We start from the raw sequence: 25,211 nt of genomic DNA on the forward strand, positions 1-25,211 counted from the left end.
AATGAGCTACCCCAAGGCCGGTAAGACCCGACTGACCGCTAGTCCGGAGTTCCCGCAGATCGAGCGTGAGGTGCTCGAGTACTGGGAGTCGGACGGGACGTTCATTGCGTCGGTCGAGCAACGGGCGGCGGGGGTTGACGGGGAGAACGAGTTCGTCTTCTATGACGGGCCGCCGTTCGCCAACGGGTTGCCGCATTACGGGCATCTGCTGACGGGGTACGTGAAGGACCTGGTGCCGCGGTACCAGACGATGCGCGGGCATCGGGTCGAGCGGCGGTTCGGGTGGGACACGCATGGGCTGCCGGCTGAGTTGGAGGCTCAGCGGGTGCTGGGGCTGAAGACGAAGGCCGAGATCCTCGAGTTGGGGATCGAGAAGTTCAACGAGACGTGCCGGGCGTCGGTGCTGAAGTACACCGACGAGTGGCAGGCCTATGTCACCCGGCAGGCGCGGTGGGTCGACTTCGGGAACGACTACAAGACGCTCAATCGCGACTACATGGAGTCGGTGATCTGGGCCTTCAAGACCTTGTACGACAAGGGCCTGGTGTACGAGGGGCTGCGTGTCCTGCCGTATTGCTGGAACGACGAGACGCCGCTGTCGAATCATGAGCTGCGGATGGATGACGACGTCTATCAGCCGCGGCAGGATCCGTCGGTGACGGTTGCGGTGGTGCTGGAGACGGGCGAGCGGTTGCTGGCCTGGACGACGACGCCGTGGACGCTGCCGAGCAACCTGGCGATGGCTGTTGCCCCGGACATCGACTATGTGGTGGTCTCCGACGCTTTGGGGCGGCCGACGATCTTGGCTGAGGCGCGGCTTTCGGCGTACACGGAGGAGCATGGCGGGGTTGCTGGGCTGTCGAGTGAGGTCTTGCGGCGGTTGAAGGGGTCGGAGCTGATCGGGCTGCGGTACACGCCGTTGTTCGACTTCTTCGCGGATGCTTCCAAGTGGGGGACTGCCAACGCCTTTCAGGTGATCGCGGCCGACCATGTGACGACGGAGAACGGCACCGGCGTGGTGCACATGGCGCCGGCGTACGGCGAGGAGGACCAGCTCGCCTGCGACGCTGTCGGGATCCCGACGCTGCTGACGGTGGATGACGGGGCTCGCTTCACGACCGTGGTTCCGCCGTACGTGGGTCAGCATGTCTTCGAGGCGAACCGGCCGATCATCCGTGATCTCCAGGCGGCCGGGGCGCTCGTTCGCGAGGACAGCTATGTGCACAGCTACCCACATTGCTGGCGATGCCGGAATCCGCTGATCTACAAGGCGGTCTCGAGCTGGTTCGTCGAGGTGACCCGGATCCGGGACCGGATGGTCGAGCTGAACGAGCAGATCACCTGGGTGCCTGAGCACGTCAAGCACGGGCAGTTCGGCAAGTGGCTGGAGAACGCGCGGGACTGGTCGATCAGCCGCAATCGCTTCTGGGGTTCGCCGATCCCGGTGTGGCGCTCGGACGATCCGGCCTATCCGCGGATCGACGTCTACGGGTCGGTCGAGGAGCTGGAGCGCGACTTCGGCGTCGCCGTACCGGATCTGCACCGCCCGTACGTCGATGAGCTCACGCGGCCGAATCCGGACGACCCCACCGGCCGCTCGACGATGCGGCGGGTGGCCGACGTACTGGATGTGTGGTTCGACTCGGGGTCGATGAGTTTCGCGCAGGTGCACTATCCGTTCGAGAACACGGACTGGTTCGAGCACCACTTCCCGGGCGACTTCATCGTCGAGTACATCGGGCAGACGCGTGGCTGGTTCTACACGATGCACATCCTGGCGACGGCACTCTTCGATCGGCCGGCGTTCTCGTCGTGCCTGGCGCACGGGATCGTGCTGGGCAGCGACGGGCAGAAGATGAGCAAGTCACTGCGGAACTATCCCGACGTGCGGGAGGTGTTCGATCGCGACGGCGCGGACGCGATGCGCTGGTTCCTGATGTCGTCGCCGATCCTGCGCGGTGGCAACCTGGTGGTCACCGAGGCCGGGATCCGCGACGGCGTCCGGCAGGTGATGATCCCGCTCTGGAACGCCTGGTACTTCTTCGGCCTCTACGCGAACGCCGCGTCGGCCACGGCGTCGTGGTCGGTGTCGTCCTCCGTGGAACTCGACCGCTACCTGCTGGCGCGGCTGCGGGTCTTCGTGGACGAGATGACGGAGCGCCTCGACCGGTACGACATCGCGTCAGCCTGCGAGTCGGTCGTCAGCTACCTGGAAGTCCTCACCAACTGGTACATCCGCCGCTCCCGCGAACGCTTCTGGGACGAGCAGGGCGCAACCTTCCAAGACGCCCTCAACACCCTCTACACAGCCCTCGAAGTAGTCACCCGGGTGGTCGCACCCTTGCTGCCCCTGACCGCCGAGGAAATCTGGCGAGGCCTCACGGGCGAACGCTCAGTCCACCTCACCGACTGGCCCTCCACCTCCGACCTCCCCGCCGATGCCGACCTGGTCGCGCGAATGGACCGAGTCCGCGAGATCTGCTCAGTAGCCTCAGCCATCCGCAAATCCGAAGGCATCCGCGGTCGCCAGCCGCTGCGCACGCTGACCGTCGCCACCGCTGACGCGAAGGCGCTCGAACAGTTGGTCCCGGTCCTCCAAGCCGAGGTCAACGTCCGATCCGTCGTCCTGACCGCGGTGGACGACACCGACGCCCCGGTCTCCCAGAAACTGACGGTCAACGCCCGAGCCGCCGGCCCCCGCCTGGGCCGCGACGTCCAGACCGCCATCAAAGGCTCGAAGTCCGGCGACTGGTCCGTCTCTCCCGAGGGCGACGTCGTAGCCGGCGGCGTCCCCCTCCAGCCCGGCGAGTACACCCTGGAAACCACCCTCGCCGAATCCACCGACTCCGGCCACCAGGCCCCCGGCCTCCTCACCAACGGCGGCTTCGTCATGCTCGACCTACTCATCACCCCCGACCTCGAACGCGAAGGCATCGCCCGCGACGTAATCCGCCAAATCCAACAATCCCGCCGCGACGCCAACCTGAACATCACCGACCGCATCACCCTGCACCTGACGGCCGACGCCCCCACCCTCGAAGCAATCGATGAACACCGCGAGGTTCTGATGGCAGAAACCCTCGCCACCACCCTCAACATCACCCAAGGCAACGACCTCACCGTCGCGCTGGCGAAGGCCTGACCCGGCTTCCGCCGGGCGACGAGCTCGCGCTTGCTGTGGAGGTCGCCGAAGGCGACGACTTCTCTGACACCGCAGCGGGCTCCTGAAGACACATCGCTTTCCCTCAACCCGCGCCTGCAGCGGCGCCTGTCACCATCGCCTGCTCCGCTGGGCGCAGCCCGGCGCCCGCCACCTGCGCGGAGCCCCGCGCCCGCTCCACTCCGCTCACGTCCGGGCGACGCCCGCCATCTGCTGCTCCACCGGGCGCAGCCCGCCGGAGCATAGGGTGGGTTGTATGGAGAAGCGGACGCTCGGGCGTACTGGTCGTGAGGTTGGCGTGGTTGGGCTGGGGGCCTGGCAGCTGGGGGCTGACTGGGGTGAGGTGGATGAGGGGGATGCGCTCGCCGTGCTCAACTCGGCTGTTGAGGGTGGCGTCACCTTCATCGATACGGCTGATGTGTATGGGGACGGGCGGAGTGAGCGGCTGGTTGGGCAGGTGCTGAAGGAGCACCCGGAGCTGACCGTCGCGAGCAAGATGGGCCGCCGGGTTGAGCAGAAGCCGGAGAACTACAACTTCGACAACTTCCGTGCCTGGAACGATCGGTCGCGGGAGAACCTCGGGGTCGAGACGATCGACCTGGTGCAGCTGCACTGTCCGCCGACCGCCGTCTACTCGACCGACGAAGTGTTCGACGCGCTCGACACGTTGGTGCAGGAAGGTCGCATCTCGGCGTACGGGGTGAGTGTGGAGACGTGTGAAGAAGCGCTGACCGCGATCGCCCGGCCGAATGTCGCGTCCGTGCAGATCATCCTCAACGCCTTCCGCCTCAAGCCCCTCGACGAGGTCCTTCCGGCCGCCGAGCGGGCAGGCGTCGGGATCATCGCCCGGGTCCCGCTCGCCAGCGGGCTGCTCTCCGGGAAGTACGACGAGAACACCACCTTCGGCGCGGACGACCACCGCAACTACAACCGCAAGGGCGAGGCGTTCGATGTCGGCGAGACCTTCTCCGGCGTCGACTTCGCCACCGGCCTGGAGGCCGTCAAGCGCCTGATTCCGCTAGTCCCTGACACCGCCACCATGGCCCAGTTCGCCCTCCGCTGGATCCTCGACCAGCCCGGCGTCTCCGTCGTCATCCCCGGCGCCCGCAACCCCCAACAGGTGGCAGGCAACATCGGCGCCGCCGCCCTCGCCCCGCTCACGACAGGCGAGCTCAAGGTCGTCCAAACCGTGTACGACGAGCTGATCCGCCCCCAGGTCCACGACCGCTGGTAGCTCCCGCCGTGGTGCCGCAGATCGCCGGCTGAGCCCTCCGCCTCAGCCGGCCGGAGTTGGGTAGGAAATTAGCCCTGATCGGGACCAAATTCCTACCCGAGTTCGGCGAAGATCCTCCCCGCTGACGGCAGGCGGGGTCAGGCGGCTGCGACGGAGAGGATCGTGCTGACGATTCCGGAGATGATGCCGACGATGGTGGTGATGGTGGCGAGCGCTTTGGTGCCGTTCACCCAGAGGCCCTTGTTGAGTTCACGCCACCGCTTCGGCACCACGGCGAGCTTGAGCTTCTGCCACTTGTGCTGACAGTACTTCCGCAGTCCCCTCATGCTCACTCATTATGCTCAGCCGATTACTCTCCGAAACCGTCCATCATGTGGACGGAGTGTTCTGCTGGCGGGGTCGGGTTTGCCGGGCCATTACCGTGGAGGCGTGCTCACCATCGACCAGGCCACGTACGACGCGATCGTGGCGCACGCTCGTCGCGACCATCCGGACGAGGCCTGTGGGGTGGTCGCCGGACCGGCCGGATCCGACCAGCCGGCCCGGTTCATCCCGATGCTGAACGCGGCGATGTCGCCGACGTTCTACGAGTTCGACTCCGGCGATCTGTTCCGGTTGTACAAGGAGATTGACGAGCGCGACGAGGAACCGGTCGTGATCTACCACTCGCACACGGCCACCGAGGCCTACCCGTCCCGGACGGACATCAACCTGGCCCAGGAGCCGGGCGCGCACTACGTGCTCGTCTCCACCCGCGACGGCGCGGACGAGGCCTCGTACGACGGGCCGGTGGAGTTCCGGTCGTACCGGATCATCGACGGCGAGGTCGCCGAAGAAGAAGTGAAGATCGTGGCGGACTACGGCAACCAAGGAGACAACTGATATGGCGATCGAGCTTCGCGTCCCGACCATCCTGCGCACCTACACCGGGGGCGAGAAGGCGGTGAACGGGGACGGCGCGACGCTGGCCGAGTTCATCGACAACGTGAACGGCACCCACCCGGGCCTGAAGGAGCGGATCGTGGAAGGTGAGCCGGAGGAGCTGCGCCGGTTCGTCAACGTCTACGTCAACGACGAGGACGTCCGCTTCACCGGCGGCCTGTCCACCGGCGTCAAGGACGGCGACGTCGTCGTCGTACTGCCCGCGGTCGCCGGCGGCTGATCGTGCGTTTCGACAGCCTGCTCGACTCGGTCGGCGGTACGCCGCTGGTCGGCCTGCCGAAGCTCTCTCCGTCCGGTGATGTCCGGCTGTGGGCCAAGCTGGAGGACCACAACCCGACCGGTTCGATCAAGGACCGGGCGGCGCTGCGGATGCTGCTCGACGCGGAGAAGGACGGCCGGCTCCGGCCGGGCAACACGATCCTCGAGCCGACGTCGGGCAACACCGGTATCTCGCTGGCGATGGCGGCCAAGCTGCGCGGGTACCGGATGGTCTGCGTGATGCCGGAGAACACCTCCGAGGAGCGCCGGCAAATCCTGCGGATGTGGGGCGTCGAGATCATCTCCTCGCCGGCCGCGGGCGGGTCGAACGAGGCTGTCCGGGTCGCCAAGCAGGTGGCCGAGGAGCACCCCGACTGGGTGATGCTCTACCAGTACGGCAACCCCTCGAACGCGGCCGCGCATTACGACGGCACCGCGCGCGAGATCTTCGCCGACCTGCCGTCGGTGACGCATTTCGTCGCCGGACTCGGTACCACCGGCACGCTGATGGGTGCCGGGCGGTTCTTCCGTGAGTACAAGCCCGAAGTACGGATCGTCGCCGCCGAACCCCGGTACGGCGAACTGGTCTACGGCCTGCGCAACCTCGACGAGGGCTTCGTCCCCGAGCTGTACGACGCGTCGCTGATCGATGCCCGCTTCTCGGTCGGCCCTCGTGATGCGGTCCGCCGGGTGCGCGAACTGCTCGACAACGAAGGCATCTTCGCCGGGATCTCCACCGGCGCGATCCTGCATGCCGCGCTCGGCCAGGCCGCCAAGTGCGTCCAGGCGGGCGAGAAGGCCGACATCGCCTTCGTGGTCGCGGACGGCGGCTGGAAGTACCTGTCCACGGGCGCCTACGAAGGCACGATCGACGAAGCGGAAGACCGCCTCGAGGGCCAGCTCTGGGCCTAGCGGTCCAGCGGGCCTAGATCTCCTGCGCGAACTTGAAGTACCACTTGCCGTTCTTGAGGAAGCAGGGCTGGGTCACGCCGGAGCCCTCCAGGTCCATCTTGTAGTTGTTGCAGGCGTCCAGGCTGTTGAACGGCCCGAGCGTGTTGAACGGGCCGTGCCCGGCGCTCGCCGGAGCGACCTGCAGGGCGACGGCCAGCGCGGCCGTGGTGAAGGCCACGGCGGCGGCCCGGCGGATGAAGTGGGACGGCACGGTCATCGTGAATCTCCTCGTCGGTGGGCGAAAGTCAGCCGACCGTAGGCGGCCGCGCGGGGCGCGGCAAGGCATCACCCGAAATCTCGCCGAAGGACAAGGGTTTGCCTTTGCCCCAAGGGGAAACGGTCAGGCGACCGCCCGGCGCAAGTGCTCGGCGGTCAGCGATTTCCGGTCCTCCAGCAGCGCCGCCGGAGTCCCCTCGAAGAGGATCTGGCCGCCATCGTGGCCCGGGCCGGGGCCCAGGTCGATGAGCCAGTCGGCGGCTCCGATGATGTCCAGGTTGTGCTCGATCGCGATCACCGTGCTGCCGCTGTCGACGAGGCGATGGATGATGCCGAGCAGTTGGTCGACGTCGGCCATGTGCAGTCCGGTCGTCGGCTCGTCCATCAGGTAGACCTTCGCGGGGGTCTGCAGCTCGGTCGCGAGTTTCACCCGTTGGCACTCGCCGCCGGACAACGTGGTCAGCGGTTGGCCGAGCTTCAGGTAGCCGAGACCGACGTCGTCCAGGGCGGCGATGGTCGCCTCCACCGCTCGACTGCCGAACACCCCGGCCGCCTCGCTGATCGTCAGCTCCAGCGCGTCCGCGATCGACCGTCCGGCCAGGCGGTAGCCGAGTACCTCGTCGGTGTACCGGCGTCCGGCGCAGACCTCGCAGAGCGATTTCAGGTCGTCCATGAAGGCCAGCTCGGTGTAGACGAAGCCGAGACCCTTGCAGTTCGGGCAGGCGCCTTCGGAGTTCGAGCTGAACAGCGCCGGGCTGACGTCGTTCGCCCGGGCGAACAGGTCGCGGATCTCGTCCATGATTCCCGTGTACGTCGCCGGGCTGGACCGGCGGTTGCCCGAGAGTTGACCTTGGTCGATCGCGACGGCCTCGGGATGCTGGGCCCGCAACTCGTCGTTGATCAGACTGCTCTTGCCCGAGCCCGCCACCCCCGTCACCACGGTGAGCACACCGGTCGGGATCTCCACGGTGACGTCGCGCAGGTTGTGCGCCGACGCGTTCGCGATGGTCAGCTTGCCGGTGGGTTCGCGGGGCGAGCGGTTGAGTGGCGCCGCCCGGTCCATGAATCGCCCGGTCTCGGTCTTCGCCGACCGCAACCCGGCGACGTCGCCTTCGTAGACGATCCGCCCACCGTCCGGTCCCGCGCCCGGGCCGACGTCGACGACGTGATCGGCGAGCTCGATGACGTCGCGGTCGTGCTCGACGACGAGCACGGTGTTGCCCTTCTCCTGGAGCTTGCGCAGCAGCCGGCCGAACCGCTCGACGTCCTCCGGATGCAGCCCGGCCGTCGGTTCGTCGAAGATGTAGAGCATGTCGCCGAGGCTGCTGCCGAGGTGCCGAACCATCTTGATCCGTTGCGATTCACCACCGGACAGCGTGCTCGTCTGCCGGTCGAGGCTCAGATAGCCGAGCCCGATGGTGACCAGATTGCCGAGCCGGTCGCGCAGGTTCTCGACCACCGTCGCCGCCTCAGGCTCGTCGACTGAGTCCAGTACTTCGAGCAGCTCATCAGCCTGCAACGCCGCGAACTCCGCGATGTTGCGCCCACCGATCGTGCACCCGAGCGCCTCCGCGTTGAGCCGCCCACCCGCACACTCCGGGCACACTCCCGACGACACCAGCCGCTCGAACACCTTCCGGTTCGCCGCCGACATCTTGCTGACGTCCTTGCGCAGGAACAGCCGGTGGAACCGATCGATCACGCCCTCGAAGTCGTCCGGCGTCGCCGGCAACGGGTGAGCCGCTCGCGCTCCGCGGCGCAAGGTCTGCCAGGCGCTCTCGGAGTACCGGCTGAGGGGTTTGTCCAGATCGAACAGCCCCGACTCGGCGTAGTACTTCCAGTACCACCGCCCGACCGCGAAGCTCGGATGCCGCAACGGCCCGTCCGAGAGCGCCAGCGACCGGTCGACGAACGCTTCCTCGTCGAGCGTCGCGCTGATCCCCGTGCCCTGGCAGGCCGGGCACATGCCCTCGGGATCGTTGAACGAGAACCGGTTCGAGTAGCCGACGAACGGCGTGCCGGCGCGCGAGAAGAGCAACCGCAGCAGCGGATGGATGTCGGTCACAGTGCCGACGGTGGAGCGCGTGCTGCCGCCGATCCGGCGCTGGGCGACGACGATCGCGGGGGACAGGTTCTCGATCGCGTCCGCGTCGGGTTGCCCGTACTTCGGCAGCCGGTTGCGGATGAACGTCGTGAACGTCTCGTTCAGCTGGCGTTGCGCCTCGGCCGCGATGGTGTCGAAGACGAGCGACGACTTGCCCGAGCCGGACACGCCCGTGACGACGATCAGCCGGTGCTTCGGCAGCTCGACGGACACGTCGCGCAGGTTGTTCTCCCGGGCGCGCAGGATGCGAATCGTGCTCATCCCCACAACGTACCCAGGGCCGCCGACAGAAATCGGCGCGCACCGTCCGGCCGCGGGCGGGCGGCAGGCGGTGGGTCGGGCGAACTACGTCGAGGTCTTGAAGAGGACCTTGCGGCCTAGCCGGGGATGGACGCCGCGGCCCTTGCAGCTGCTGCAGGGGCGTTGTGCGTAGCTGAAGAAGTAGCCCTTGTGCCGGCCGGCGCCCTTGCAGCGATTGCATTTGGCGTTCGGGTGCAGGGACAACGAGACGAGGTACAGGGCGAAGGCGGCGAGCGCGATCAGCAGCAGCAGGCCCGTCGGGCCGATCGCCGACGCGACATCCGCGCCGGCGCTGGTGCTGGACGTGCTCGTCTCCACAGCCGGACCGGTGGCAGAGCCTGCCACCGCGGCGTTGCTGGGGTGCGGATTCGGTGCACCGGTGGTGGTGTAAGCCACCGCGATCTGGACCACCAGGTTCATGGCATCGCTGGGGGCGGTTGGAAACACATCCGCTAAGAGTGGCCTGCGTCACGTCACTTTGCAATTCCTGAGAGTAAAGATGTGGATAACTCCGGCGTGTCGCTCGACGGGCTCAGGTAAGGCTTACTTCAGTTCTGCCCGGTAACGGCATTCCCGCCTTCGAGAGTTAGGCTTCGGAGCGTGGCAGACGCACCGATCGGCATCTTCGACTCAGGGTTCGGCGGGCTCACGGTGACGAGGTCGGTGCTCGACCAGTTGCCGCACGAACCGGTCCTGTACCTGGGTGACACCGCGCGCCAGCCGTACGGTCCGAAGCCGATCGCCGAGGTCCGCGAGTATGCGCTGGAATGCCTTGACCATCTGGTCGAGGCCGGCGTGAAGATGCTCGTGATCGCCTGCAACTCGGCCAGCGCCGCGATGCTCAGGGATGCACGCGAACGGTACGACGTACCGGTCGTCGAGGTGATTCTCCCCGCGGCCCGGCGTGCCGTGGCGGCGACGAGGAGTCAGCGGGTAGGCGTGATCTGCACGCAGGCAACGGCAACCTCCCTTGCCTACGAGGATGCGTTCGCGGCTGCTCCTCAAGTACAGCTGACAACGCGGGCATGCCCGAGGTTCGTGGAGTTCGTCGAGGCAGGGGTCACCTCCGGACCGGAGTTGCTTGCCGCGGCTCACGAATACCTCGATCCGCTGGTCGAGGCAGACGTCGACACGCTCATCCTCGGCTGCACCCACTACCCGCTGCTGACCGGCGTGATCTCGTACGTGATGGGTGACAACGTCTCCCTCGTCAGCAGTGCGGAGGAGTGCGCCAAGGACGTCTACGGCGTGCTCACCAAGGAGGGTCTGCTGCGCGCCGACGACCTGCCGGCGCCGCGGCACCGGTTCGTGACCACCGGCAGCCCGGACGAGTTCGCCGCGATCGGCTCGCGGTTCCTCGGCCCGGTGATCTCGGGCGTCGACCAGTTCGCCTGGGTCCGCTGACGATGTCCGGCCGATTTGGTTGCCCTCGGCGACGCTCTGGTCGCTCTGCGAAGTCGGCAACCCGCCGGTAATGTTCAAGATATGAAGCTCATTGTGCTCGGCTGCTCCGGGTCCGTCCCCGGACCGGACTCGCCTGCTTCGAGCTATCTGGTCACCGCCGACGGATTCAACCTCATTCTCGATCTCGGCAGCGGCGCGCTCGGCGCGCTGCAACGCCACCTGTCCGTGCCGGAGATCGGCGCGATCGCCTTGTCCCACCTCCATCCCGACCACTGCATGGATCTGTGCGGCCTGTATGTCGCGGCGAAGTACTCGCCGTCCTCGCCGCTGCCCAGGATCCCCGTCTACGGCCCGCCCGGCGCCTCCGCGCGGATGGCGCTTGCCTACGACCTGCCGCCCGACCCGGGGATGGAAGAGGAGCTGGAGTTCCATACCTGGCAGGAGATCCAGCAGATCGGGCCGTTCACCGTCCGCACCACGGCGATGGTGCACCCGGTACCGGCGTACGCGATCCGCGTTGAGTACGGCAACAAGTCCCTGGTCTACACCGGCGACACCGGCCCCAATGACGGGCTGATCGAGCTGGCCCGTGGCGCCGACCTCCTGTTGTGCGAAGCCGCCCTGCGCGACGACGACCCGAACAACCCGCCCGACCTCCACCTGACGCCTGCCGACGCGGGCGAACACGCCAAGAAAGCCGGGGTCAAACGCCTCGTCATCACCCATGTCCCGCCCTGGTTCGACCGCGAAACGCAGGGGATAGGGGCCCGCCGCACCTACCCGGGAGAAGTCTTGGTCGCCACCCCGAATGCAACCTTCCAGGTCTGATGGAGCTCGTCACCCTGTCTGACGAGATCCGTCTGCGCACCTGGACCTCCGGTACTCCGACGGCCGCGCCGCCGGTGGTACTGCTGCACGGCGGCCCGGGGTTGTGGGACTACCTCGAGCCCGTCGCCGCGATGCTCGACGACCTGACCGTCGTGCACCGCTTCGACCAGCGCGGGTGTGGTGGCTCGGATCCGTCCGAACACCAAACCATGCAACGGCTTCAGGACGATATCGACGAGTTGCGCGAGCACTGGGGACACGAGCAGATCGTTGTCCTCGGCCACTCGTTCGGCGCGAAGCTCGCGCTGACCTACGCGGCCGCCTACCCGCAGCACGTGGCCAAGGTCGGCCATTTCAGCGGCGTCGGCATCGGCGACTGGCATACCCCGTACTACGAAGCGCGCGACCAGCGCATGACGCCGGAGCAACTGGAGCGCCTGGAGTCCTTCCGGCCAGGCCGGACAGCGGCGGAGGAGACGGAGTTCCGGGCGCTGTCCTGGTTCACCGATCACGCCGATCGCGAGCATGCCTGGCAGTGGGCGCTAGAGGATGCCGCCTATCCGTATCCGATCAACTTCGCCGCCAATCGGGCGCTCAGCAACGCCGTGCCGGACGACGAGCTGGTCGCGGCTCTGGCCGGGCTGACGATGCCTGTCTGGCTGGTACATGGCGACGGTGATCCGCGGCCGGCGAGCGCAGTACAGGAGCTTGCGAAGCATCTCCCCAACCATGAGTTCCGCTTGATCGAAGGGGCCGGCCACTCGCTGTGGCGCGAGCGGCCGGACGAGCTTCGTCAAGTACTGCAGGAGTTCCTGACCAGCTAGCGGGTCTGGCCGCGCTCGAAGTAGTCGATGAGGGACTGGTCCAGCGGCGGTACGTCGATCGGGGTGCCGTTGCTGCGCAGGGATGTGGTGGCCGCGTACCCGGCTGCGACCGCCGCTCGGGCTGCGACAGGCGAGGTCAGGGTCGCGCCGCCTTCGCGGACGAAGTTGACGAACTCCGCCACCAGACGCGGATCGGCGCCTGCGTGGCCGCCTTCGGCATCCGGGATCTCGACCACGATGTCGGCGTCCGCGCGATACCCGGAGCGCCTGCTGTTCCACACCTTGACGAGGTCACCAGGGCCGTCGCCGAAGTTCTCCAGCCGGCCCGCCGTACCGATCACGGTGTAGTTGCGCCAGTAGTCCGGCGTGTAGTGGCACTGCTCGTAGGACATCAGAACGCCGTTGTCCAGTTGGAGATTCGCCATCGAGAGGTCCTCGACGTCCATCACCGGCGCCATCCCGGTCTGCGACAGCGGCGGCCAGTTGTCCTCGGACACGAACTCCGAGAACCGTTGCCCGGAACGGTCCTGGCGATCCGCGATCCCGCCGTACAGGGTGAGACCGCCGAGCGCGTTCGCCCGGGTGGTGTAGCCGCCGGCCAGCCAGTGCATCACGTCGATGTCGTGGGCACCCTTCTGCAGCAACAGGCTGGTACTACGCCTGCGGTCGGCGTGCCAGTCCTTGAAGTAGAAGTCGCCGCCGTGGCCGACGAAGTGCCGGCACCAGATCGCCTTGACCTCGCCGATCGCGCCCTGCTGGATCAGGTCGCGCATGGTCAGCACGACCGGCATGTGGCGCATGTTGTGCCCGACGTACAGGCGGGTGCCGGTGTCGTACGCCGCTTGCAGCACCCGGTCGCAGCCGGAGGTGGTGATGGCCAGCGGCTTCTCGACGAAGACGGCGACGCCGGCCCGGAGGAAGTCGATCGCCGGATCCTCGTGCAGATCGTCGGGCGTGGTCAGGAACACGCCGTCCAGCTTCAGGTCGAGCAGATCGGTGTGGTCGGCGTACGCCTGGGCGTCCGGGTACTCCGCGAGCGCGGCCTGCTGCTGCGCCTCGACGGGGTCGCAGACGGCGACGATCCGGGATCCTTCACCGGGCTGGTGGGCATGCTTGGCCAGTCGGCTCCGGGCGCCGAGCCCGACCACACCGAACCGGAGGTCTTCTGTACTCATGCGAGCGACTCCTGCACATAGATGATTGCTAAACCCTATGTCTGAACAGTTCCGCTCTTCAACACCCCTCTGATTCCGAGGTGTCAACCAAGCGGTCATCTCAGGTCTGCGCAGACATCGGACAGCCCCGTCACCATGACGGAATGTGACCCTCCACTATGTGGCACTCGGCGACTCGACCACCGTTGGTGTCGGGGACCCGATGAACGGCAGTACGACCGACCTGGCCGGTGCCGGAGCACGCCCCGGGGAGGGGTGGCGGGGCTGGGCCTCGCTGCTCGCCGACTCCCTGGGCAGCTCCCACCGTGTGACGTTCTCCAACTTCGCGACCAGCGGCGCCACCGCACCGATGGTGGCGACCAACCAACTCCCGTCGACGGGCTCGGGCCCGATCGACCTCGCCTCCTTGATCGTCGGCGTGAACGACACGCTGCGCTCGACCTTCGACGCCGGCCAGATCCGGGACTGCCTCCAGTACTGCGCGGAGCAGCTGACCGGGCGCGGCGCGACGCTGCTGACCGTACGGTTCCATGACCATGGCCAGGTGTTCGGCCTGCCGGCGTGGTTGCGCCGGCCACTGTGGCAGCGGATCGAGCAGGTCAACTCCGTGTACGACGAGCTGTACCTGCGTTTCGGGGGGATCCGGATCGACATGGCCGACTACCCCGAGGTCTACCGGCGCGACTTCTGGAGCGTCGATCGTCTCCATCCCGGCGAACGCGGCCACCGCCGGCTGGCCCGGGCCTTCGCCGACGAACTCCACCGCCAGGGCCTGCCGATCGCGGAACCCCCGGCTCTGGACTGCATCGGCGACACCCCTTCCAAGTGGGCAGACGCCCTCTGGATGCTCCGCGAAGGCGTCCCCTGGCTGGGCCGCCGAGCGGGCGACCTCACCCCCTGGGCCGCCCGGATGGCCCTCACCCAATTCCGTCCCGCTGGGTTATCCACAGCTCGCCCGACCGCCGATGCGGAGGTGCAGCAGGTTCAGGCATAGGGTTTCCGGCATGGCTCGTATCGATGGACGTACCCCTGATCAGCTCCGGCCGGTGACCCTGACGCGGAAGTGGCTCGACCACGCCGAGGGGTCGGTGCTGGTGGAGTTCGGCAAGACGCGGGTGCTCTGCGCGGCCAGCGTGACCGAAGGCGTGCCGCGCTGGCGCAAGGGGTCCGGCCTCGGTTGGGTCAGCGCGGAGTACGCGATGCTCCCGCGCTCGACGAACACCCGCTCGGACCGCGAGTCGGTGAAGGGCCGGATCGGTGGCCGTACGCACGAGATCTCCCGGCTGATCGGCCGTTCACTGCGGGCCGTGATCGACTACAAGGCCCTCGGTGAGAACACCATCCTGCTCGACTGCGACGTCCTGCAGGCCGACGGAGGCACCCGTACCGCCGCGATCACCGGCGCGTACGTGGCCCTGGCCGACGCGGTCTCCTTCCTCCGCGACCGCAAGGCACTGAAGGGCGAGCCGCTGACCGGCTCGGTCTCCGCGGTGTCGGTCGGCATCATCGACGGCGCCCCGATGCTCGACCTCTGCTACGAGGAGGACGTCCGGGCCGAGACCGACATGAACCTGGTACTGACCGGCGACGGCAAGTTCATCGAGGTGCAGGGCACGGCCGAGGGCGCGCCGTTCGACCGCGACGAGCTGAACAGCCTGCTCGACCTCGGAACGACGGGCTGCGCCGAGCTGACCAAGCTGCAGTTGGAGGCGCTGGCGTGACCAAGGTGCTACTCGCCTCGAACAACAAGAAGAAGCTCGAGGAGCTCCGCCGCATTCTCGCGCCGATCGTGCCCGGCATCGAGGTGCTCGGGCTGGGCGACGTACCGGCGTACGAGGAGCCGGCCGAGACCGAGCCGACCTTCGAGGGCAACGCGTTGCTGAAGGCCCATGCCGCGCTGGCCGCGACCGGGTTGCCGTCGATCGCGGACGACAGCGGCATCTGCGTCGACGCGCTGAACGGCATGCCCGGCGTACTGTCCGCGCGCTGGTCGGGACCGGCCAAGGACAACCACGCCAACAACGTGCTGCTGCTCGGCCAGCTCGAGGACGTACCGGATGAGCGCCGGACCGCCTCCTTCGTGGCCGCTGTCGCCCTCGTGCGTGAGGGCTTTGAGGATGTGGTCGTGCGCGGCGAGATGCCCGGACACGTGATCCGTGAGCTGCGGGGGAGCGGCGGCTTCGGGTACGACGTGCTGTTCGCCGCCGAGGGGTACGACCGGACGACGGCCGAGCTGTCGATCGAGGAGAAGGACGCGATCAGCCATCGCGGCAAGGCGCTGCGTGAGCTGGCGCCGATCGTGGCAAAGGCACTGGAGGCCTGACATGTTGTTCGCTGGACCAGACAAAGACGGCGTCGAGTCGGGCAAGATCACCGCGGCGTACCGGCGCTGGGCCGAGCCCCGCGTGGTCGAGGGCCGGGTCTACCGGACCAACGCCGGCCGGATCGAGATCGACAGCGTCCGGCAGGTCAACCCGGAGCTGATCTCCGACTACGACGACGACATCTTCGCCGCCGACCGCCAGAACGCCCGGGACGTCCGCCGCCGCCTCCGCGGCAACGAGGACTGGCCCACCTTCCTGATCAAGTTCCACCTGGTCGAAGGCCCAGACCCCCGCGAGGAACTGGCCGCCACCGCGGACCTGACCCCCGAAGACCTCGAAGACCTCCGCACCCGCCTGGCCAAACTCGACTCCCTCAGCCGCCACGGCGCCTGGACCACCGCAGTACTCCAAAAAATCCAGGAAAAGCCAACCGTCCGAGCCGGCGACCTGGCCGCAGACCTAGGCCGCGACACCCCCACCTTCAAACTCGACGTCCGCAAACTAAAAAACCTAGGCCTCACCTACAGCCTAGAAACCGGCTACGAACTCTCCCCCCGAGGCAAGGCCTACCTAGCCTCGATCTGACCGACGGTCACGGTTTCGAACGATCAACGCCAGGCCCTAGGCAGATTCAGCACGGAGCGTTACGGTGACACTCATCCCGAGGGGGCTCGGGGATGAGGGGGAGAACCATGTCACAGCAGTATCCGGAGTGGCAGCACCCGGATCAGCAGCCGTACGTGCAGCCACAGGATGTCCAGCTACCGCCGATGCAACCACAGCCGTACGGCATCGGCTATCCGCAGCAGGTGGCGCCCAAGAATCCGGGACTGGCGCTCGTCGCGTCGTTCTTCATCCCCGGTCTGGGCACCCTGATCAACGGCAACGTCGGCCTCGGCATCGCGATCTTCGCCGCCTACTGCGTGGCCTGGGTCCTCTGCCTGGTCATCATCGGCTTCGTCCTACTCCCCGCCGTCTGGGTCTGGGGAATGATCGACGCCTACCAAGGCGCCAAGAAGTGGAACACGGCTCACGGCATAGTCAGCTAACAACCGGCCGTAGTACGAAGGGTTGTGCCAGAGGCGGGACTTGAACCCGCACGCCCGGGGGCACCGGCACCTAAAGCCGGCGTGTCTGCCATTCCACCACTCTGGCTGGAGGATCGGCGTCCCCCTGGAGACATCTTAGGGGGACGCCGATCGTTCAGCGGCTCTGCAGGGCGTTGATGAAGACGGTCTGCAGGTCCTGCGGGTTCTTCGCGACGTACGCCTGGCCGCCGGTGGCGGTGGCCAGGGCCTGGAGCTCGGTCAGGTCGACGTCCGGGCCCATGCCCAAGGCGATGATCCGGACCGGGCGCCCCGAGTCCTTCGTAGCTTTCAGGATCGCGACGGTCTGGGCCAGCGAGAGGCTGCCCGGATCGTCGTTCTTGCCGTCCGTGAAGAGCAGGACGGCGTTCACGGCGCTCGGGTCGTAACTGCTGCGGACTGCTTGGACAGCCGCGATCGCGGTGTCGTACAGACCGGTGCTGCCACCCTTGATCGCCTGCTGGGGCGCCAGCGCGGTGGTGATCTTCTGCCGCTGGGCGTCCGACAGTTTGCCGATCGGGACGAGTTCCCTGAAGTCGGCGTTATCCTTCCCGATCTTCGTCGAGAACGTCCAGAGGCCGAGAGCCGCGTTGTTCGGGAACAGCTTCAGGCCGCCGACCGCCGCCTCTTTCGTGAGCTGCATCCGGGTCTTGTTGCCGACCTTCTCGGCCATCGAGCCGGAGATGTCGATCACCGCGAGCGAGTGGGCCGACAGCGAGAGCCGGTTCCAGTCGCCCAGTACCTTGTTGATCGCCGCCGTGGACGGTGCGGTGAGCCGGCTGATCGCACCGACGCCACGTCCGCCACCCAGGTCGCTCACCAGCGCGTCCCGGAAGCCCGCGTCGTCACGGGCCTGGGCGATCGAGTTGTTGATCAACTCCTCGCCGAGGGCCTTGCCCGCGTCGGAGTACACCTCGTTGTTCGACGACGCCGTCACCACGATCGGGTAGTCGAGCAGCAGCGTGCCGGTCCGCGGCACGACCGCCTTCAACTCCGAGTCGGGGTGTTCGTCCTGGTACTTGACGAAGCTCTGCTCCGAGGCCGGTACGACGATTTCGCTGTCGGCCTGTCCGGCTCGCCCGAGCAAGCCGTTCACATCCGTGTACGGCTTGGCCATCGACCCGAGCTTCTGGGCCAGCGGCACGATGATCTGGCCCACCTGGGTCTCGGAGGCGGTCGTCTTCGCCCGCTCCGCCTGGACGGCGAGCAGAGCCAGCGCGCCCGGTGACTGGGTCAACGGGTCGAGCAGAGCCGGCTTGGTCTTGGAGAACGTGCCGAGCCAGGACGAGGTGTCGGCGAAGTTGTCCGACCGCCCGACCAGTACCAGCGGTGAGGTCGCGACCGACGGGACGGCGATCGTCGGCACGGACTGGCCGTCATCGGCCTGGGACACCCACAGCGAGGAGTCCGGCACCCAGAGATCGGGCCGGCCCTCCGCGTTGTTCGAGATGTCCCGGGCCACCTTGGCCGAGGGGGCCGCGGTGATCGTGAACTGCAGGCAGGCGGTGCTGCTGTCGTCCTTCCGGTTCGCCACCGCCTTGGCCGCCGTTTCCAGCAGGGGCTGGATCTCGGGCGTGGTGCTCAGCCGGATCTGGGTCTTCTCCTTACAAGAACCACCACCCAGGAATCCGTCCGCACCCGATTCCGACCCGAAGGAGCGGACCACAAACACGGCGCCCAACGACAGCACCAGTAGCCCGGCGGCCGTCAGGTACAGCGGACGCCGGTTGTTGTTGTTGTTACTTTTCGTCACCGCAGAGGAGTGTTTTCCCATCGCGGCAGGTCCCTCCCTCCCAGAGGCAGACTGCGCGCGCAGATTACCCGGTTTGCACTGGTCAGGGCGAAGAGCGCGGCCGATGTCCATCCAGTAGATGGGGGGTCGCAACTGGACGCAGACCGCGCTCGCAGTACTGCTCGTCCCTCAGAGGTCGGGAATTATGACGGAACGTAGTGTTTCCGCTTCGAACAGGTCACAACCTGATGTGATCCAAATCACACCGACCCGCTTGCTCAAACGACCGTTCCATGGACCAGCGTTATGAAACGGTTGCGGGTTTACCTTCGCGAATTGTCCTGACAATCAGTCGAGGCCGAGATCGCGGCGCAACTTCGCAACGTGCCCGGTGGCCTTCACGTTGTACTGCGCGACCGCGATCTTGCCGTCCGCGTCGACGACGAACGTCGACCGGATCACCCCGGTCACCTTCTTGCCGTACATCGTCTTCTCACCGAACGCGCCGTACGCCTGCAGCACCTCTTTGTCCGGGTCGCTGAGCAGCGGGAAGGTCACGCCGTCGCGCTCGCGGAACTTCGCCAGCTTGGCCGGCTTGTCCGGCGAGATGCCGAGCACGGCGTACCCGTGGGCCTGCAGCGAGTCGAGCGAGTCGCGGAAGTCGCAGGCCTGCTTGGTGCAGCCCGGCGTCATCGCGGCCGGGTAGAAGTACACGATCACGCTCTTGCCGCGCAGCGAGGCCAGCGAGACGTCGTTGCCGTCCGCGTCGGGAAGGGTGAAGTCGGGTGCCGCGTCGCCGACGGACAGACGTTCGGACATCAGTGCCCTCCCAAAAACGGATCCGGTGATTGTCCGACATTCTGCCGTACGCCGCCGACAGGTGCTCAAGCGGCTCCCGGCAAGAGCAAGCGCTTGTGTTACACGGATGCGGTTCGCTTGTTACGTGCGGGAAAACTGACGCCGGATCCGGGTGCGAGGTGGACGTCCGTGGGTGAAGATTCGGAGATGAGCCGCGCATCGATCCGCCCCGCTGGCCCACAGTTGTTCGACGGCTACCTCGATCCGGGGCGGCCGCATGCCGACGCGTACGACGAGATGTTCGACCTCGCCGAGGAGGTGCGGCCCGCGTACCGGCGGTTGCACGAGTCGCTGACGCCGCTGCAGCCCGCCGACCTGACGGCCAGGTCCGAGGCGCTCGACCGGGCGCTGGTCGACCAGGGCATCACGTTCTCGCTGTCGGGCGAGGAGCGGCCGTTCCCGCTCGACCTGGTCCCGCGCGTCATCACCGCCTCCGAGTGGGCCCGGCTGGAGCGCGGCATCGTCCAGCGGGTCCGGGCGCTGGAGGCCTTCCTGGCGGACATCTACGGCGACCAGCAGATCGTGGCGGACGGCGTACTGCCCCGCAGGCTGATCACCTCCTGCGAGCACTTCCACCGCCAGGCGGCCGGTATCGCCCCGCCGAACGGTGTCCGGATCCATGTGGCCGGCATCGACGTAGTACGGGACGAGCAGGGCGACTTCCGGGTGCTGGAGGACAACCTGCGCAGCCCGTCCGGGGTGTCCTACGTGATGGAGAACCGCCGGACCATGGCCCGGGTGTTCCCCGACCTCTTCGCCAAGCACCGGGTGCGCGCAGTCGGCGACTACGCCGTCCACCTCCTCCGTTCCCTGCGTGCAGCGGCACCATCCGGTACTACGGACCCGAACGTGGTCGTCTTGACCCCTGGTGTCTACAACTCGGCGTACTTCGAGCACTCGCTGCTGGCCCGGCAGATGGGTGTCGAGCTGGTCGAGGGGCGGGACCTGTTCGCCCGCAACAACGTCATCTACCTGCGGACCACCGAGGGCGAGCAGCGGGTGGACGTGATCTACCGGCGCATCGACGACGAGTTCCTGGACCCAGTGCATTTCGTACCGGACTCAGTGCTCGGCGTCGCGGGCCTGGTGAACGCAGCGCGGGCCGGCAACGTAGTGGTCGCCAATGCCATCGGGAACGGGGTCGGCGACGACAAGCTGGTCTACACCTATCTGCCGGAGATCCTGAAGTACTACCTGGGCGAGACCCCGCTGCTGCCGAACGTGGACACCTTCCGCTGCTGGCTGCCCGCTGAGCACGACGAGGTGCTCGACCGGCTGGACGAGCTGGTCACCAAGCCGGTGGAGGGCTCGGGCGGCTACGGCATCGTGTTCGGCCCGGATGCGTCGGCCAAGGAGCTTGCCGCCCAGCGCCGCCGGATCCGGAGCAACCCACGCGGGTGGATCGCGCAACCCGTAGTACAGCTGTCGACTGTGCCGACCAAGGTCGGGGAGCGGCTGCAGCCGAGACATGTGGACCTGCGGCCGTTCGCTGTGAACGACGGCGAGTCCGTGTTCGTCCTGCCCGGCGGCCTGACCCGGGTGGCGATCCCGGAGGGCAGCCTGATCGTGAACTCGTCCCAGGGCGGCGGCTCCAAGGACACCTGGGTGCTGGCGGCCAGGGCGTCCGACGAGAACGCGGAGCTGCGCGGCCGGGGCCTGGCCGCGGCCGGTCTGCGCTCGGAGGAGGCCAGTACTCCGGAGCAGGGCCCGGAGCTCAACGTCGCCCAACAGCAGCAACAGTGATGGGGAGGTGCTGACGATGCTCGCACGTAATGCCGAGTCGCTGTACTGGATCGGCCGGTACGTCGAACGCGCGGACGACACCGCACGGATCCTCGACGTGTCGGTGCACCAACTGCTCGAGGACGCGACCGTGGACGCCGACACGGCCAGTCGCCGGCTGCTGGCCGTACTGGGTATCGAACCGCCCAAGGGAACCACGCTGGACGTGTGGACGCTGACTGAGCTCGTGGCGATGTCCCCGGACCGCTCGGGCTCGATCGTGTCGTCCATCTCCAGCGCCCGCGAGAACACCCGGGTAGCGCGAGAGGTGGTGTCCAGCGAGCTGTGGCACTGCATCAACTCGATGTGGAACGCAGTACCCGAGCGGCAGCGCGCTGCTCGCCGGGTAGGCCCACACGAGTTCTTCACCTTCGTAGAGGACCGCGCTGCGATGTTCGCCGGGCTAGCGGACTCCACGATGAGCCGGGACGACGGTTGGCGCTTCCTGGTGCTCGGCCGGTCGGTTGAGCGCGTAGACATGATCGTGCGACTGCTGATGTCCCGAGTGGGCGACAAGCCCACGTCGCCGGGGTGGGTGACAGTACTGCGGTCAGCGGGCGCCCATGACACGTACCTGCGGACGTACCGGGGTGCGCTGGATGCGTCCCGGGTAGTCCAGTTCCTGCTGATGGACCGGCTGTTCCCGCGGTCGGTGTTCCACGCGCTGACCAAGGCCGAGGCCTGCCTGGAGGAGCTCGACCGCGGCCCGTCCGCTCGCATCGGAGCGAGTGCGGAGGCCAGCAGGCTGCTCGGGAAGGCCAGGAGCGACCTGGAGTTCCTGCGCCCGGCCGAGCTGCTCGACGACCTCACCGGACGGCTGCAGGCTCTGCAGGTGACCGTGCGCGAGGTGGGCGAGGCCGTGTCGCAGCAGTACTTCCATGCAGTGCCGTGGGTGGAGTGGAACAACGCGGAGGTGAACCTGTGAAGTGGCGTCTCCGGGTCGTCCACACGACCGGCTACAGATATGCGACAGCCGTCACACAGTCCTACAACGAAGCACGGCTCACTCCGCGCAGCGACGACCGGCAGAACCTCATGGTGGCCCGGCTGGAGACGATCCCGGCCACCCGGTCCTACCGCTACACCGACTACTGGGGCACCGAGGTCAACTCCTTCGACCTGCACGCTCCACACACCGAACTGAAGGTCATCGCGGCCTCGGTCGTCGAGACCGCCACCCAGCCCACCCCGGACGAGGAGGCGACCTGGGCAGACGTCCGCTCGCCCCAGAGCCTCGACCGGTACGGCGAGTACCTGGAGTTCGCGGAGTACGTCCCCAAGAACAAGGAGCTTGCTGCGATCGCCAGAGGCCTCCGCAGGGGGCTCAGCCCGGCAGAGACCGTCCTGGCTGTCTCTAGGTGGGTGCACGAGACCTTGACCTACCAGCGCGGCACCACTGGCGTGCACTCGTCGGCAGTGGACGCGTGGCAGGCCGGTGAAGGCGTCTGCCAGGACTACGCGCACCTGTCGCTGGCGATGCTCCGCGCTGTCGGCGTACCGGCTCGGTATGTCTCCGGTTACCTCCATACCAAGGCTGATGCGGCGGTGGGGGAGACGGTGGTCGGGGAGAGCCATGCGTGGATCGAGGCATGGACGGGTGGCTGGTGGGGGTACGACCCGACTAACGACATCCCGATCGCTCACCGGCACGTGTGGGTCGCCACTGGTCGTGACTACGGGGACGTGTCGCCGCTGAAAGGCATCTACTCGGGAGGAGCCGCCACGGCCATCGATGTCACCGTCGACATCACCCGCCTCGCCTGACGGCTTCAACCGGTCTGAATGACGGCTTCAACCGGTCCGAATGGGGCAGAGTGGTCTCATGCGGGCGATGACGGTGGTGCCGGGCAAGGCTGACTCTGCGTCGGTCGGCGAGGTACCGGAGCCGCCGGAGTCCGACGGCTCGGTCCTGGTCGAGGGACTGCTCGCAGGGATCTGCGGCACGGATATCGAGCTGTGCAGTGGCCTCTTCGGTACTGGCCGTCCAGGCGCCGACAGGCTGGTGATCGGGCATGAGTCGCTAGGTCGGGTCCTAGAGGCGCCGGCGGGCTCTGGCTTCGCTACTGGCGACTTGGTGGCAGGCATAGTCCGCCGCCCCGACCCTGAGCCCTGCCCGGCCTGCGCACGCGGCGAGTGGGACTTCTGCCGCAACGGCCGCTACACCGAACGGGGCATCAAGGAGATGGACGGCTACGGTGCCGAGCGCTGGCGAGTAGACCCGTACTACGCCGTCCCGGTTCCACAGCAACTCGGGCACCTCGGCGTACTGGTCGAGCCGGCCAGCATCCTCACCAAGGCGTGGGACCAGATCGCCAGGGTCGGCGCCCGATCCTGGTACGGCCCGGAGCACGTGCTGGTCACCGGGGCCGGACCCATCGGGCTACTGGCCGCACTGATCGCCAGCCAGCGCGGGTACACCGTGCATGTGCTCGACCTAGCCACCGACGGCCCCAAGCCGCAACTGGTGCGGGACCTCGGCGCGGAGTACCTCAATGACCTCTCCGACCTGACAGTGGCGCCCGACGTGGTGGTCGAGGCGACCGGGGCCGGGCAGCTCGTGTTCGACTGCGCCAAGCTGCTGCCACCGGCCGGTGTGATGTGCCTGACCGGGATCTCGCCCGGCCCGGCCTCCATCGACGTACAGCTGGACGCGCTGACGCGGCAGCTCGTAGTACGGAACGCTGCGCTGGTCGGGACGGTGAATGCGGCCAAGCGACACTACGCGGATGCCGTGGACGTCCTGCTGGCCGCAGACCGGGCCTGGCTGGAGCGGCTCATCACGCGGTCGGTGCCGCTCTCCAAGTGGCCGTCGGCGCTGACGAAGGAGCCGGGCGACATCAAGGTGGTCGTGGACCTCCAGAGTTGACCTGCAAGGATGTGATCAAACACCGTGAAGGGAGCCCCAGGTGTCGGAGACGACGAAGGCTCGGACCACCGAGCAGATCGAGGCGGACATCGCCGCCACCCGCGCCCGACTGGCCTCGACCGTCGATGAGCTGGTCGACCGGACGCACCCGAAGAACGTCGCCAAGCGGCAGGTCGAGCAGGCCAAGGCCCAGGTGTTCGACGAGCGCGGCCAGTTGCGCACCCAGAAGTTGGTCGCCGTCGGGGCCGCGGCGGTAGGTGTTCTCGGCATGCTGATCATGATCCGCAAGCTGGTGGGCCGCCGGTGACGGCTCGCAAGCGGCTGGCCGACGACAAGCTGCCGATCCGGATGCTGCACGACCGGGTGCTGGTCTCGATCGAGACCGAGGGCGAGCGCAAGTCCTCGGCCGGCATCCTGATCCCGGCGACCGCGCAGATGGGCCGCCGGCTCGCCTGGGCGAAGGTGGTGGCGGTCGGCTCCAACGTCCGGACCGTCGAGGTCGGCGACCGGGTGCTGTTCGACCCCGAGGACCGCGCCGAGGTCGAGGTCCGCGGCGACGACTACGTCCTGCTCCGCGAACGCGACCTGCACGCGGTCGCCGCCGGCCGCCTCGAAGACGGCCAGACCGGCCTCTACCTCTAGTTCCCGGTACTACGTACGCGGCCGCCGCAGCACTGATCCCAGTGCCGCGGCGGCCGCATTTCTGCTCAGAAGCTGTTCGGGCCGAAGCGGAAGATCGCGACCACCAGGGCCAGTACCAGGATCACCGCGTTGATGATGATCGGCTGCGGCTCCTTGCGCCGGGCGTGGGTGATGATCGCGCCGATCATGATGATCGCCAGGCCGGATGCGGCCAGCGGGACGAGCACCGGAGCGATGTCGAAGGCGCCCGGCAGGATCAGGCCGAGAGCGCCGAGCGCCTCGGCGGCGCCGATCAGCTTGAGCGTGCCCGCGGAGAAGTCCTTGGTCCAGGCCATCTGCGGGTTCTCGTTGAGCTTGGCCTTCGATTGGCTCAGCTTGGTGAGACCCGCGGCGAGGAAGAACGCGGCCAGGACGCCCGCGACGATCCAGAGAAACACATTCATCAGTGACGATCCGCTCTCGTGGTGTTAGTTGATGCGTCAACCCTAGCCATGATGACTTGAAGCGTCAACTAAGTCGCTAGACT

The 25,211-nt window shown here is 67.4% G+C and carries 27 protein-coding genes and 1 tRNA gene; 19 read left to right on the top strand and 9 right to left on the bottom strand.

The annotated features are described in order from the left end of the window. Position 1 precedes the first annotated feature (1 nt). Positions 2–3,142, top strand: a complete 3,141-nt coding sequence (gene ileS / locus OHA70_RS22145; protein WP_328320586.1) for an isoleucine--tRNA ligase — start codon at positions 2–4, stop codon at positions 3,140–3,142. 274 nt (positions 3,143–3,416) lie between these two features. Continuing rightward, positions 3,417–4,394, top strand: coding sequence for an aldo/keto reductase (locus tag OHA70_RS22150; RefSeq protein WP_328320588.1), 978 nt, complete (start codon positions 3,417–3,419; stop codon positions 4,392–4,394). Between the two features lie 137 nt (positions 4,395–4,531). Here the strand turns inward: OHA70_RS22150 and OHA70_RS22155 are convergent, their stop codons facing one another. Further along, a complete protein-coding gene (locus tag OHA70_RS22155) occupies positions 4,532–4,720 on the bottom strand; it encodes a hypothetical protein (protein WP_328320590.1) in 189 nt (62 codons plus the stop codon). Between the two features lie 103 nt (positions 4,721–4,823). Between OHA70_RS22155 and OHA70_RS22160 the strand changes: the two genes are divergently transcribed. From OHA70_RS22160 to OHA70_RS22170, 3 genes are read left to right on the top strand one after another with little or no spacing between them, the layout of a single operon-like run. Continuing rightward, positions 4,824–5,276, top strand: coding sequence for a M67 family metallopeptidase (locus OHA70_RS22160; RefSeq protein ID WP_328320592.1), 453 nt, complete (start codon positions 4,824–4,826; stop codon positions 5,274–5,276). Between the two features lies 1 nt (position 5,277). After that, positions 5,278–5,556 carry a MoaD/ThiS family protein gene (locus tag OHA70_RS22165; protein WP_328320594.1) on the top strand — a complete coding sequence of 93 codons (279 nt, stop codon included), beginning with the start codon at positions 5,278–5,280 and terminating at the stop codon, positions 5,554–5,556. Positions 5,557–5,558: 2 nt separating this feature from the next. Continuing rightward, positions 5,559–6,506, top strand: a complete 948-nt coding sequence (locus OHA70_RS22170; RefSeq protein ID WP_442913843.1) for a PLP-dependent cysteine synthase family protein — start codon at positions 5,559–5,561, stop codon at positions 6,504–6,506. 13 nt (positions 6,507–6,519) lie between these two features. Here the strand turns inward: OHA70_RS22170 and OHA70_RS22175 are convergent, their stop codons facing one another. From OHA70_RS22175 to OHA70_RS22185, 3 genes are all read right to left on the bottom strand, one after another. Continuing rightward, positions 6,520–6,762 (bottom strand): hypothetical protein, encoded by a 243-nt coding sequence (locus OHA70_RS22175; RefSeq protein ID WP_328320596.1) that lies wholly within the window; start codon positions 6,760–6,762, stop codon positions 6,520–6,522. 123 nt (positions 6,763–6,885) lie between these two features. Next, positions 6,886–9,126: an excinuclease ABC subunit UvrA gene (locus OHA70_RS22180; RefSeq protein WP_328320598.1), complete on the bottom strand. Its 2,241-nt coding sequence runs from the start codon at positions 9,124–9,126 to the stop codon at positions 6,886–6,888. Between the two features lie 84 nt (positions 9,127–9,210). Beyond that, a complete protein-coding gene (locus tag OHA70_RS22185) occupies positions 9,211–9,612 on the bottom strand; it encodes a hypothetical protein (protein ID WP_328320600.1) in 402 nt (133 codons plus the stop codon). 153 nt (positions 9,613–9,765) lie between these two features. Here OHA70_RS22185 and murI point away from each other — a divergent pair, with 153 nt between their 5' ends. From murI to OHA70_RS22200, 3 genes are all read left to right on the top strand, one after another. Then, positions 9,766–10,569 carry a glutamate racemase gene (gene murI / locus OHA70_RS22190; RefSeq protein WP_328320602.1) on the top strand — a complete coding sequence of 268 codons (804 nt, stop codon included), beginning with the start codon at positions 9,766–9,768 and terminating at the stop codon, positions 10,567–10,569. Positions 10,570–10,650: 81 nt separating this feature from the next. Then, on the top strand, positions 10,651–11,397 hold the full coding sequence (locus OHA70_RS22195) for an MBL fold metallo-hydrolase (RefSeq protein ID WP_328320604.1): 747 nt from the start codon (positions 10,651–10,653) through the stop codon (positions 11,395–11,397). Beyond that, entirely contained in the window at positions 11,397–12,221 is an 825-nt protein-coding gene (locus OHA70_RS22200; protein ID WP_328320606.1) for an alpha/beta fold hydrolase, read from the top strand. Before OHA70_RS22195 ends, OHA70_RS22200 begins: the two co-directional genes overlap by 1 nt. Here the strand turns inward: OHA70_RS22200 and OHA70_RS22205 are convergent. After that, entirely contained in the window at positions 12,218–13,396 is a 1,179-nt protein-coding gene (locus OHA70_RS22205; protein ID WP_328320608.1) for a Gfo/Idh/MocA family protein, read from the bottom strand. The two genes, OHA70_RS22200 and OHA70_RS22205, sit on opposite strands and share 4 nt — an antisense overlap. Positions 13,397–13,541: 145 nt before the next feature. On the opposite strand from OHA70_RS22205, the gene OHA70_RS22210 reads away from it, so the two are divergent. The 5 genes from OHA70_RS22210 (at position 13,542) to OHA70_RS22230 (ending at position 16,769) form a co-directional block, all read left to right on the top strand. Continuing rightward, positions 13,542–14,390, top strand: coding sequence for an SGNH/GDSL hydrolase family protein (locus OHA70_RS22210; protein ID WP_328320610.1), 849 nt, complete (start codon positions 13,542–13,544; stop codon positions 14,388–14,390). Between the two features lie 10 nt (positions 14,391–14,400). Continuing rightward, complete coding sequence (gene rph, locus OHA70_RS22215; RefSeq protein ID WP_328320612.1) at positions 14,401–15,117, top strand: ribonuclease PH; 717 nt, start codon at positions 14,401–14,403, stop codon at positions 15,115–15,117. Then, positions 15,114–15,719: an RdgB/HAM1 family non-canonical purine NTP pyrophosphatase gene (rdgB, locus tag OHA70_RS22220; protein ID WP_328320614.1), complete on the top strand. Its 606-nt coding sequence runs from the start codon at positions 15,114–15,116 to the stop codon at positions 15,717–15,719. The genes rph and rdgB overlap by 4 nt, the downstream gene beginning before the upstream one ends. A gap of 1 nt (position 15,720) precedes the next feature. Continuing rightward, the gene (locus tag OHA70_RS22225; RefSeq protein WP_328320616.1) at positions 15,721–16,305 is read left to right on the top strand and encodes a hypothetical protein; all 585 of its coding nucleotides are present in this window, start codon (positions 15,721–15,723) and stop codon (positions 16,303–16,305) included. A 107-nt stretch (positions 16,306–16,412) separates the two neighbouring features. Beyond that, positions 16,413–16,769 (top strand): hypothetical protein, encoded by a 357-nt coding sequence (locus OHA70_RS22230; RefSeq protein WP_328320618.1) that lies wholly within the window; start codon positions 16,413–16,415, stop codon positions 16,767–16,769. 25 nt (positions 16,770–16,794) lie between these two features. Here the strand turns inward: OHA70_RS22230 and OHA70_RS22235 are convergent. The 3 genes from OHA70_RS22235 to bcp form a co-directional block, all read right to left on the bottom strand. After that, positions 16,795–16,875 (bottom strand) — tRNA-Leu (locus tag OHA70_RS22235). A 48-nt stretch (positions 16,876–16,923) separates the two neighbouring features. Further along, a complete protein-coding gene (locus tag OHA70_RS22240; RefSeq protein WP_328320621.1) occupies positions 16,924–18,558 on the bottom strand; it encodes a substrate-binding domain-containing protein in 1,635 nt (544 codons plus the stop codon). 327 nt (positions 18,559–18,885) lie between these two features. Next, positions 18,886–19,356: a thioredoxin-dependent thiol peroxidase gene (gene bcp, locus OHA70_RS22245; protein WP_328320622.1), complete on the bottom strand. Its 471-nt coding sequence runs from the start codon at positions 19,354–19,356 to the stop codon at positions 18,886–18,888. A gap of 186 nt (positions 19,357–19,542) precedes the next feature. Between bcp and OHA70_RS22250 the strand changes: the two genes are divergently transcribed. The 6 genes from OHA70_RS22250 to OHA70_RS22275 are packed head-to-tail and all read left to right on the top strand — an operon-like array spanning position 19,543 to position 24,685. Further along, complete coding sequence (locus tag OHA70_RS22250) at positions 19,543–21,138, top strand: circularly permuted type 2 ATP-grasp protein (protein ID WP_328320624.1); 1,596 nt, start codon at positions 19,543–19,545, stop codon at positions 21,136–21,138. Positions 21,139–21,154: 16 nt separating this feature from the next. Next, positions 21,155–22,102, top strand: coding sequence for an alpha-E domain-containing protein (locus OHA70_RS22255; RefSeq protein ID WP_328320627.1), 948 nt, complete (start codon positions 21,155–21,157; stop codon positions 22,100–22,102). Next, positions 22,099–22,941 (top strand): transglutaminase family protein, encoded by an 843-nt coding sequence (locus OHA70_RS22260; protein WP_328320629.1) that lies wholly within the window; start codon positions 22,099–22,101, stop codon positions 22,939–22,941. Before OHA70_RS22255 ends, OHA70_RS22260 begins: the two co-directional genes overlap by 4 nt. A gap of 58 nt (positions 22,942–22,999) precedes the next feature. Beyond that, entirely contained in the window at positions 23,000–24,043 is a 1,044-nt protein-coding gene (locus tag OHA70_RS22265) for a glucose 1-dehydrogenase (protein WP_328320631.1), read from the top strand. 40 nt (positions 24,044–24,083) lie between these two features. Continuing rightward, entirely contained in the window at positions 24,084–24,350 is a 267-nt protein-coding gene (locus tag OHA70_RS22270; RefSeq protein ID WP_328320633.1) for a DUF3618 domain-containing protein, read from the top strand. Continuing rightward, entirely contained in the window at positions 24,347–24,685 is a 339-nt protein-coding gene (locus OHA70_RS22275) for a GroES family chaperonin (RefSeq protein ID WP_328320635.1), read from the top strand. The genes OHA70_RS22270 and OHA70_RS22275 overlap by 4 nt, the downstream gene beginning before the upstream one ends. Before the next feature lie 65 nt (positions 24,686–24,750). Here the strand turns inward: OHA70_RS22275 and OHA70_RS22280 are convergent, their stop codons facing one another. Next, entirely contained in the window at positions 24,751–25,128 is a 378-nt protein-coding gene (locus tag OHA70_RS22280; RefSeq protein WP_328320637.1) for a DoxX family protein, read from the bottom strand. Positions 25,129–25,211 lie beyond the last annotated feature (83 nt).

Origin of the sequence: Kribbella sp. NBC_00382 (assembly GCF_036067295.1) — a bacterium.
GTDB lineage: Bacteria > Actinomycetota > Actinomycetes > Propionibacteriales > Kribbellaceae > Kribbella.